Origin of the sequence: Streptococcus sp. GMD1S, assembly GCF_000296875.1 — a bacterium.
In the GTDB taxonomy this organism is placed as follows: domain Bacteria; phylum Bacillota; class Bacilli; order Lactobacillales; family Streptococcaceae; genus Streptococcus.
On sequence record NZ_AJQY01000327.1, the window covers coordinates 1 to 11,562 of the forward strand.

An 11,562-nucleotide genomic window follows, 5' to 3' on the forward strand; every position below is an offset into this window, starting at 1 on the left:
GAACTAACCAGCATCTACGACCTCTTTATGCGCTATACCGCAGCCAGCGCAGAAGCCTATCCAGAAAAAGAACACCTGACTAAACTCCTTAAAGACCTGAATACAATCCGAGATAGTAAGCGACGATTGACTGGTTTCAATAAGAAGGAGAAGAAAGCGAAAACAGAAGAAGCGACACAAGTGGCAGGATAAAACCAACCCCTTAGGAATTGATTTCTAAGGGGTTATTTTGTGTATAAAAGCTTTATATACTCAGTAAGAATTGATATAATGGTATACATAGATGAAAAGAATATAATAATCGTAAGGAAATAGAAAAGTTAATGGAAAAAGAATATAAGTTTAGAGCACTTACTTCAAATAAAGATGTTGAAATAAAGCCGATAACACTAGCAGCACTTAAGTTTGCGATTGACAATAATTCGGAAGTAACAAATGTAGCTATTACTGGTAATTATGGAGCTGGAAAAAGTAGTGTTGTTGAGAGTTTTGAGGAAAAACGTAAAAAGACAAAATTCATTCATATTTCTTTGGGGCAATATGATGAAATAAAAAGTAGTGAAAAAAATGGACTTGATAAGCGAGAAATTAATACCATTGAAGGGAAAATAATTAATCAATTGCTTCATCAAATAGATCCTAACAAAATAAGGAAATCCATTTTTAAAACTCTTGATGCTGAATCACAGATCAACCCTCTCAATATTACACTGTATCTAAGTTTAACCATACTATTATCTTTGTATCTTTTTAATATTTCTTCATGGAGTGAATTGGTTCATAACTTTTGTTGGTTATCTTGGACTACGAAACCTATTATTTCTCTTCTTGTATTAATAACTTTATTTATTTTAATTGTATATGGAATTTATTTTTTACTGAAGCTACAAAAAGATTTTGGTTTTATCAAAAAATTATCCTTAAAGGCAGAAAAAGTTGAAACTGATATTGAAATCTTCTCAAATGAAAGTTCAAGGGTATCTTATTTTGATCGCTATTTAGATGATGTACTTTATTTGTTTAAGCAGTCTGAAGCGGATGTTATAGTATTTGAAGATATTGAACGTTTTAATGATTCTAGAATTTTTGAAAAATTGAAGGAATTAAATATAGTTATCAATAGAAAAAGAAAGATATGTGGCGAGTCCAAGCTGGTGTTTTTCTATCTTGTAAAGGATGATTTGTTTGAATCACAAGAGAGAACGAAGTTTTTTGATTTTATTATACCTGTAGTTCCTGTCGTAACCGCTTCTAATTCTCATGATATTTTAAAAAAATTGCTGACAGAAATGAGGGAATACACTAGGTTAGACAAGACGTTTTTATTTAATATTTCTTTATATCTTGACGATATGAGATTAATCAATAATATTTGTAATGAGTATCTGACCTATAAAGAAACATTGAGTAAATTACCATTAGAGCGTGAGAAAATTTTTTCAATGGTAGTCTATAAGAATATTTTCCCTAAAGATTTTTCACTTTTGCAAAGAAATCAAGGGTATTTATATGAATTGTTGAACTCAAAAGAAATAGCATTAAAAAATCTTAGAGAGGAGTTAAATAATAAGAAAAATGCTTTGGAGAGAAAGATAGAGAATGCTGAGGAAGAACATTTAAACGATGAAGTTGAATTATATGGAACTATCTTAAAAATACCGTCTGGAAGAAAAATAATTAAAGTAAATGGAAAATTTGAAAAAGATTTTTCAACACGTTATGATTACATAAAAGAGTTAATTGCAGGAGATAGTGAAATTTATTCCTTTGATAGTTATCATGATGCGGAGTATAATCAATATAAACGAAATGAGGATATTGATTCTTTATTTCCTAGTAGGAATACTCCGGAATTTCAAGAGCGTTTAAAGAATACTAAAAATAAAAAAATAATAGAAAAACTAAGAGAAGAAATTAAGAAAATAAATGATGAACTTGGTGAACTAGACAGCTATAGATTATCAGACGTTTATCAATATGCTAAAGATATTGATGATTTTAAAAGTGACTTTACAGAAGAAATAAGAAAGAATCCTCAATTCTCAATAATTTCTTTCCTAATTAGAAATACTTATATTGATGAGAGCTATCAAGATTATTTGAATTATTTCTATGAGAATACGATAACGGTAGAAGAAAAAGAATATTTAAGAAATGTAATTTCTGGCAGACAGAATAAATATAATATTTCTCTAAAAAATTTTGATGAAATCTTTAATTATTTAGAATTAAAAAATTATAAAAGTAGTAATGTGTTAAATTATGATTTATTTAGATTTCTGTTATATGCAAACGAACATAATGAGAAGTTGAAATTAATCTTTCACCAAGATAATATTTTGGAATTTTTACTGGACTTTTATAACGAATTATTTAGATTAGATGTTGAAAATAAATCGTTTTTCTCAGAGCGTGATATAAGGGTGTTTTTGATAAAATGGCTACATCATAACTCGGAACTCTTCAATGAGTATATTCGCCAAAAACATAGTAATTTGGTTGATAAAAGATTGATATTATCTTTAATGAATTTAGTTGATTTGTACGATTGTACAAAAGAAACAAAAGAACAAATTTCTAAATATCTAGAGATGACACAAGAGGTTTTTCTTAATATTTTTCAAAATTATTATTGTGATTTTGAGAAGTTTAAATACAATTTATCGGCTATAGATTTTAAAATTAAGGAATTTGATTTTGAGAGTTCAGGATATGAGGAAAATGTGCTGAATTATATTTATAAGAATCGCTTATACGATATTTGCAAATATAATGTACTATTTTTCATGGAACGGTATTCTGATATGGGCACAGAGTTATCAGATGTAAAACATAAAAATTATGAAATCATGACTGGTCAAAATGGATTAAAACCTTTACTAGATTATTGTCAATCTTCTGATGAAGAATTCCTAAAGTATATTTTAATGTATATTACTTTATCAGAGGGAGAGATGCGTGATAAACCTGAGTATATTGAACAATTATTGAATAATAATGTTGTATTTAATTATCAATTACCTCAGGAAACATTAGAACGTGATGAATCTGACGACTCAGATAATGACGAAAAAATTAAAAACGTTACATTAGAAGAAAAAATTATCTCCAGTATCCCAGAGTTTTATATAACTTATACTCAAGATAAATTCAATGATCTATCTAGTGAAAATCGAGAATTACTAGTAAAAAATCTTGTTCAGACTAAAAAAGCAGAAGTGAATACTGAAATTGTTTTAGAATATTTTAGCCAAAACAATGAAGGAGATACTAATTTAGTAGACTTTATTAATCAGAGTACTAATTTTAGGTTGGATAATAATATTTATCAAAACTTAGAGGAAGAAATTGGCAAAAAATTTCAAAAGTTTATCATAAAATCCTTAGGATTAAAGAAAACTATAAGAATACAGCTACTCAGAGATATAGGAATTCCTTACTATGAAATTTTTGACGATAAGAGCATAGATAATGATCAACTCCAAGATCTAATGTCTCAACATCTAATTGATTTTAACAAAATTAATATAGATTTTATAAAGGAAGAATATTCCGAACTCATAGGTTTCTTTATTCTTTATAATATTAATGATTATTTGAATTTTAACAAAGAACAGATTGATATAGAACAACTTGAAATTCTATATGAACAGAATGAATTTGAAGAAAAAATAGATTTAAAAATATTAGCACTTCTATTAGATAATCATTATAACGAAGATTATTTTATATATTTAATAGACAACTATACTTTTGATGAAGGTGACAAACAGCTTCAAGAAAATATACAAAAGATAGTTAAAAAATATATAAAACAATTTATAGAGTTGGATGAAGAAGGAATTAGTTATTCATTGTATGAATCAATCCTGAATTCGAATGATGTCTCAGCTGACCATAAGAAAAAACTTTTAGAAAAATTAATTTCTGTTTCAGAAAATAGAATCAAAATAGATAAGCTAGATTTATTAGGTGAGTATTTAGATTTATTAGAATTACCGGATATTATGCAAATTTTGAAGGAACAAATCAATGATAATAACTATACTAAATGGGAAGCTGCCTTTGAAAAATTAAACCAAAATGAAAGTAATGGTGGAAAAGGGAATCAGGATGCGAAGGTACCGAATTCTAAATTTAATAAAAAACTACTCGATTACTTAAAGAAAAGGGAGTTGATATCTAATAAGTCCGGAGGTGAAGGAACTGTACTAAAGCTATATGGATTTAGGACGAAACAGATCGAATTTAAAGATAGCTTGGGAGAAAATCATGAGTAAAAATAGTATCACTCCAATAAAATTTAAGAGTTTTTTAAATCATTGGTCATATACAAGATTAAAAGAAGTCAAAGACGTTCGAGATGGGACTCACTCATCTCCAAAATACATTGACAATGGGTATCCTTTAGTAACTTCAAAGAATTTAACAGATTCTGGACTAAATCTAAATGATGTATCATTAATTTCTGAGTCAGATTATAATGAGATAAATAAACGTTCAAAAGTAGAAGTAGGGGATATTCTACTTGGGCTAATTGGTACAATAGGAAAGCCAGTTTTAGTTGAAATAGATGGATTTTCTATAAAAAATGTTGGATTGATAAAAAATGGTGGAAAAATACAAAATCAATTTTTACTGCAATATTTAAAAACGAACTTATTCAATAAATATATTCAAATTGAAATGGCAGGGAATACTCAAAAATTTTTGGGGCTAGAAACGCTTCGTAATACCAAGGTTCCAGTTCCTAGTCCAGAAGAACAATCCGCCATCGGCTCCCTATTCCGCACCCTCGACGACCTTCTGTCCTGCTACAAGGACAATCTAGCCAACTACCAATCTTTCAAGGTTGCCGTGCTTGCCAAAATGTTTCCCAAAGCTGGACAGACGGTTCCTGAGATTCGTTTGGATGGTTTTGAAGGTGAGTGGGAGCTTCGTGAAATTAATGATTTAGCTGATGACTTTCAAAGTGGTGGCACTCCAAAAACAAATGTTCAGGAATATTGGGATGGGGATATTCCTTGGATTCAGTCATCTGACTTAGGGATAAATTGTCTATTTGAGATTAAAGTTCAAAAAAGTATTTCTGAGAAAGGATTGGAAAATTCATCAGCCAAAATAATTCCAAAGGATTCAATTGCGGTTGTTACGAGAGTTGGAGTTGGGAAGTTAGCAGTGATGCGTCATGAATACGCAACAAGTCAAGATTTTTTATCACTCTCAAATCTTAAATCAAATATAGAATTCACAGCATATTTGCTATATAGATTACTTCAAAAGGAGGTTAACCAACTTCAAGGGACATCAATAAAGGGTATTACTAAAGTGGAATTACTATCGAAAAAAGTACTTATCCCATCTCTCCCTGAACAACAAGCCATCGGCGCTTACTTCTCTAACCTCGATAATCTCATCAATTCTTATCGAGAAAAAATTTCTCAGCTTGAGACTCTGAAAAAGAAACTCTTGCAGGAAATGTTTATCTAACGTTTTATTTAACTGAAGGGGGGCTAACTATGCCAGATACAACTTTTAACCGTGAAAAGAAAACAGATAGACCTGTTATTGCACTTTGCTATGATTTTGATAAGACACTTTCTCCAGATAATATGCAGGCTCAAGGATATATCCAAACAGTACAACCAGAAGGTAGCGATATGATTGGTGATTTTTGGAAGGAGTCAAATGGTCGTGCCACGGCAAATAATATGGATAAGAACCTTGCTTATATGTATACAATGAAGAAAAAAGCACGTGGGCAAATCGTCTTTACAAAAGAGAAGTTAGCTGAGTATGGATCTCAGGTTGCACTTTTTCCTGGAGTAGAGGATTGGTTTAAACGCATAAGAGACTACGGGTATGATAAAGGGATCATTGTCGAGCATTATATTATATCTTCAGGTTTAAAAGAGATGATAGAAGGAACTACAATTGCAAAAGAGTTTAAAGAACTATACGCAACTTCTTTCTATTTTGATGATGATGGAGTTGCTGTCTGGCCTGCTCAAGTAGTGAATTATACTAATAAGACACAGTTTCTTTTTCGTATCTCAAAGGGTGTTCTTGATGTTAATGATGAAGCGGTTAATGATTCTTTCGCACCTGACGAAATCAGAGTTCCATTTCGAAATATGATTTATTTAGGTGATAGCGATACAGATATTCCTTGTATGAAATTGGTGAATTCTCAAGGTGGATATTCTGTCGGTGTTTTTAATCCAGATGAAAAAGATGAACTGAAGGCAAAGAATAAAGTCTATAAAATGATGAGAGATAATCGTATTTCTTACTTTGCTCCTGCAGACTATTCAGAGGGTAGTGAGCTTGACGAACTAGTGAAATTGATTATTGATAAAACTGTATACAATGAAAAACTGTATGAGAAAAAGTACAATAATCAAAAAGAAGCTATCGAACAAGCTAAACCAAAAGAAGAGCAAGAGAAATTAGATTTAATCAACTCATTAGAAAGTAGTGGTAGTTTCAAAAATACTCATGCTATTGTTGAGAAGTTATCAAAATATACTAGTTGGAAATATGAAGAATTGGAAGATCTCTTAGAAATTGCACTAGTAAATACACAGGTATGGCATATTTTAAATGATCCAGATATTAAAAAGTTTTACCAGTATCTTATTGAACAACTTGGTAGCAATACTGATGAGTTAATTAGAGACAAAGTTGAAAATATTCAACAAAAATTTGAATCTTAAATTGTAGATGAGAATTATTAGGTAGGTTATGACGGAAAATAATTTTATAAAATTAGATCAAATTGATACCGCAACTGCATCGAAAAATTTTGCAAATTTATTAAGAGAAAATAAGACATATTTTCTTAATGGTACTTGGGGATCAGGTAAGTCTACCTTTCTTAAAGAAGTCGACGATACAAAACAAGTTAAACTAGTAATCATTGATTTTTGGAGATTAAATGACAGTCGATCAACTCTAGAGACAGTTTTTGCGAGGTTACATCCATTTGTTTATTGGGGCTTAAGATTAATTGTAATTCTATGCATTGCATTATCAATCCTAATGACTAATGTAGTTGATTTGGGTCTAAGTGCTTATGTACCTAATTGGGTTGTTTTGTTTGCAGGAGTAATTGCTTTAATAGTTGCAATCCATCAGTTTTTGAAAATAAAATCAGATGGAATTTATAGCTGGTTGTTGACTAAAAATTATCTTTCATGTAGGAAGAAAATCTTGGTTGTTGACGACTTTGACAGGATGACTCCAGCTCAACAGGAAGCAAGTTATAAACTGTTTAGTTTACTCAATGGAAAACTTCCGATTATTTTTATTGGAGATATAGAGATAATCCATAGAAGTGAGAGTAATTATCTTTCAAAAATTATAGATCGACGAATTGAGTTGCCATTTGTTCTCCATCCTACAAAAATATGGAGTGATTATTTCGAACAATTGGAAAAGAGATTAGAAATAAAGCTTTCTGATGGATTTAAGAGGGCGTTCATAACAGATGAAAGAAATTTACGAGACAGAGAACGTTTTAATGATTATGTTAATCTAGAATTGATTGGACGTAATAAAGAGAAATATGTTCAAATTGAGCAACAACTTGTTGTTATATATCTTTTTCTATATTATCCAAAATTTTATGAAAGTCTAAAGAAAGATAAAGGATCTATTAAATTAGATCCGAATAAAACGTTAATATTAAAAGAACTTCATAATATTTTATTTGAAAAAAATAATTCATATCCTAGTTGTTATTTTTTAAATAAGGAAGCTTACCTTATAAATGAAGTACCATCAAATAGACTCACTGGAGAATTGATTCAGATTATTGATGATGAACGACAGCTTTCTAATGAAATTTTACTTTCACAGAATGATTTCCGAGATTTTATCAATGGAGAATACGAAAAACTAACTAATCAACAACAAGATTTATTGTTTTCAAATGCTTTAAAAGTATCAACTCACAGTGAAGATAACTTGCTAGTAAATCTTATTTTGCAGAAGAAGGTTAAGACTGAAATTCCTGAATATAGGATAGGGACTCAAGATGTGAATATTGAATTAGTTAAAAAGACTTATTTATTTTTAAAGAGTGTTTTAGGTAAAACAGATGTAAGCGAGATATTCTATTTTATTTTCAAACATAAAATTTTTAGATATCAAGATATGGAAGGTGTTAATACAGGATTAAGTCCTGATGATAAAGAATTTCCATCATACAGGTGGAAATATATAGTAATTTTGATTCACTTGTATGAACTAGATAAAGTACTTCAATTTTATGAATGGAGCAATACTATCTGGGGAGCCATAATGAAACTAAGTACAGAAGAGTTCCTCCGTTTTTGGATAGAATTTGGATTTATAAGTAATAAAGATCAGAATAAACCTGGGTATAATTCTAAAAATAAAGAATATATTTTTGTAAAAGATTTTAACACTTATGCTGACGAAGAAGATATTATTTTCTTAAAAGGAAGTATTAAGGAAAGATTAAACGAACTTGAAAAAGAAGGATTCAAATTCGAAGATTAAAAGCTAAAAGGAGTTGCCATGGTATCAGTAACACAACGTATAAAAGACATTCAGCAACCTCGAGGTGGTTATCTGCCCATCAAATTATTTTCAGTAGAGCAGTTCGAAGACCATAGAGTTCTGCATCCTGTAGAGTCTTTATCTCCTAGTTTAGTGGGGATTTGTGTGGACTACTTGACACGCTTTATGAAAGGGACAGAAGCCCATGATGCTTTCAGAATTTCTCTAAAGGGAGCTCAGATGGTTGGTATGGGAGACCTAGCAGAAGCACTGCTCGATTTGGTGACAGGATTGGACGATTTATCGATAGAAAGTGCGTGTCGTTTGGTTTCTTTTGATGTTGTTTATCGTGCAGGGAAACAGTATTATAAGCCTTTTGAGGAAATTATAGTAGATGCAGAAACGATAGAGAATATTCGTATCATGGTAGAACGAAGTCTTTGCTTTTTCGACCTCTATGGTCCTTTGGTAAAGGATGGTTTTAACTTTTTGGGAGGCTATACAGATACGATTGATAAGGGTGATGGAGATTTTCTGACCAAGGATACACTGTGGGATTTTAAGGTGACTAAAACAGCTCCTAATAAAGACCATACACTACAAGTCCTTGTCTACTATATCATGGGCCTACATTCCTTTGACCCTGACTTCCTGTCTATCGAAAATCTTGGATTTTATAACCCTCGAAAAAATATCGTTTATCAACTTCCAGTCTCTTCTATTCCTTTAGATTTGATTCAAACGATTGAAAATGAAGTGATTTGTTATAAATGAATGCTTGTTTAAAAATAAATTGCAAAACTTAGAAAGAAACATTATGGAAACAACACAAACGTCCCAGTCGCTCTACCAAGCCCTGTGGAATTCAGCGGATGTTCTCCGCTCCAAGATGGATGCCAATGACTACAAGTCCTATCTTTTGGGCATGGTCTTTTATAAGTACCTGTCTGACAAGATGCTCTTTTTCGTGGCGGAGACCATGGAAGAGGGGACGGATAGTCTTGAGGATGCCCTTGAGGTCTATCGTAACTACTACGAGGATGCGGATACCCATGAGGATCTGGTCTCTGTTATGAATGATGAGCTTAACTACATCATCAAGCCACACTTGACCTTTACGGCTCTGGTAGCACGTGTCAATGAGGGAACTTTCCAGCTGGAAGATCTAGCTCAAGGTTTTCGTGATATCGAGCAAAGCGACGACCTTTATGAAAACCTCTTTGAAGATATCGACCTTTACTCTAAAAAGCTAGGGGCGACTCCGCAAAAGCAAAACCAAACGGTAGCAGCGGTCATGAAAGAGTTGGCTATGCTAGATGTGGCTGGTCATGCTGGTGATATGTTGGGGGATGCCTATGAGTATCTGATCGGTCAGTTTGCGACTGACTCGGGTAAGAAAGCTGGTGAGTTCTATACGCCTCAGCCTGTTGCCAAGCTTATGACTCAGATTGCCTTTTTGGGTCGTGAAGACCAGCTAGGTTTTACTATCTATGATGCGACTATGGGGTCTGGCTCTCTTTTGCTTAATGCCAAGAAATATTCTCATAAACCGCAGACAGTTGTCTACTTTGGTCAGGAGCTCAATACCTCGACTTATAACCTAGCACGGATGAATATGATCCTACACGGGGTTCCAGTTGAGAATCAATTTCTCCACAATGCCGATACACTGGATGAAGACTGGCCGACACAGGAACCGACCAACTTTGACGGTGTTCTCATGAACCCTCCATACTCTGCCAAGTGGTCAGCAAGCTCTGGCTTCCTGAATGATCCTCGTTTCTCTCCTTTTGGGAAACTGGCACCCCAGTCTAAGGCTGACTTTGCCTTTCTCCTGCATGGATATTACCACCTCAAGCAGGATAATGGGGTCATGGCTATCGTCCTTCCTCACGGTGTTCTTTTCCGTGGCAATGCGGAGGGAACCATTCGCAAGGCCTTGTTAGAAGAAGGAGCTATTGACACGGTTATCGGTCTACCAGCCAATATCTTCTTTAACACCAGCATTCCGACTACGGTTATCATTCTCAAAAAGAATCGTACCAATCGTGATGTCTACTTTATCGATGCCTCTAAGGAGTTTGATAAGGGCAAAAACCAAAATATCATGACGGATGCCCATATCGAGAAGATTCTGGAAGCCTACAAGTCTCGTGAGGAGATGGATAAGTTTGCCCATCTGGCGAGCTATGAAGAAATTGTCGAAAATGACTATAACCTCAATATCCCTCGCTATGTAGATACCTTTGAGGAAGAAGAAGTTGAACCACTAACTGATATCGTCAGCAAGATTAACGAGACAAATCAAGCTATCGAAAGCCAAACAGCTTCTCTACTTGAAATGTTGAACCAACTCCACGGAACCACACCAGAAGCTGATGCTGAGCTCAAAGAGTTTTTGAAAAACTTTAAAGGGTGATGAGTGTAATTGATTCGCTCATAATTCGCTCATTTTTAGGATACAACTTTGTTTCCATATTTCCTGGAAACGGATAGAAAGTAAGGAGAAACATGGAACAAATTAACCAAAAATCCCAGTGCCAACAACTCTGGGCTAGAAACAAATACCTCGTTTTGAGCCATTCCAGCAATATTTACAATGAGATTCGCCAATACTTGAAGAATGAACAGGTGGAGCTGAGTCAGGTTCAAGAGATGATTGACCGTGCCTGCCAGATCCCAGAACACAGGGGTCAGGTTTGCAATGCCTTTCAGCATATTTGGGGCTATTTCAAAAAGAAAGCGACAGATGTTGAGCGCAAGGACTATATGCTCTTGCTTGATCGCTATCGCTTTGGTCAGGCTTCCAAGGAAGACTTGATTGCTAAGACTCGAGACTTGCTTAATCGCTATCCCAATACCTACTTGCAACATTCGACTTTACTGAAAGGAGACACCCATGAGACTTTGGCATGAGGCTTTGATTTCACAACTTCCCCGTCCGCAGCTCTTGGGGCAACATCGAGAGTGCTGCGCCCTGCGTGGCAATGGCTGGGGCAGAAAGCATGCGACGGTGGACTATGTCTTTACCCACTC

8 protein-coding genes and 1 pseudogene are annotated in these 11,562 nt (G+C 33.4%); all 9 read left to right on the forward strand.

Features of this window, described 5'->3' with window-relative positions; genetic code table 11:
• A pseudogene (locus tag GMD1S_RS09575) lies at window positions 1–192 on the forward strand (hypothetical protein); the annotation flags it as partial.
• 131 nt (window positions 193–323) lie between these two features.
• Entirely contained in the window at window positions 324–4,280 is a 3,957-nt protein-coding gene (locus GMD1S_RS09580) for a YobI family P-loop NTPase (protein WP_000410316.1), read from the forward strand.
• The gene (locus tag GMD1S_RS09585) at window positions 4,273–5,490 is read left to right on the forward strand and encodes a restriction endonuclease subunit S (protein WP_000042200.1); all 1,218 of its coding nucleotides are present in this window, start codon (window positions 4,273–4,275) and stop codon (window positions 5,488–5,490) included. The genes GMD1S_RS09580 and GMD1S_RS09585 overlap by 8 nt, the downstream gene beginning before the upstream one ends.
• A gap of 29 nt (window positions 5,491–5,519) precedes the next feature.
• Window positions 5,520–6,716, forward strand: a complete 1,197-nt coding sequence (locus GMD1S_RS09590) for a haloacid dehalogenase-like hydrolase (protein WP_001113489.1) — start codon at window positions 5,520–5,522, stop codon at window positions 6,714–6,716.
• 28 nt (window positions 6,717–6,744) lie between these two features.
• On the forward strand, window positions 6,745–8,526 hold the full coding sequence (locus GMD1S_RS09595; RefSeq protein WP_000138469.1) for a P-loop NTPase fold protein: 1,782 nt from the start codon (window positions 6,745–6,747) through the stop codon (window positions 8,524–8,526).
• Window positions 8,527–8,544: 18 nt separating this feature from the next.
• Window positions 8,545–9,300, forward strand: a complete 756-nt coding sequence (locus GMD1S_RS09600; protein WP_000255407.1) for a hypothetical protein — start codon at window positions 8,545–8,547, stop codon at window positions 9,298–9,300.
• Between the two features lie 43 nt (window positions 9,301–9,343).
• Complete coding sequence (locus GMD1S_RS09605; RefSeq protein WP_000450455.1) at window positions 9,344–10,945, forward strand: type I restriction-modification system subunit M; 1,602 nt, start codon at window positions 9,344–9,346, stop codon at window positions 10,943–10,945.
• A 92-nt stretch (window positions 10,946–11,037) separates the two neighbouring features.
• Window positions 11,038–11,442 (forward strand): YbgA family protein, encoded by a 405-nt coding sequence (locus GMD1S_RS09610; protein ID WP_000435150.1) that lies wholly within the window; start codon window positions 11,038–11,040, stop codon window positions 11,440–11,442.
• A partial coding sequence (locus GMD1S_RS11970) for a pyrimidine dimer DNA glycosylase/endonuclease V (protein WP_008282507.1) occupies window positions 11,426–11,562 on the forward strand: 137 nt, incomplete at its 3' end. The genes GMD1S_RS09610 and GMD1S_RS11970, both read left to right, overlap by 17 nt.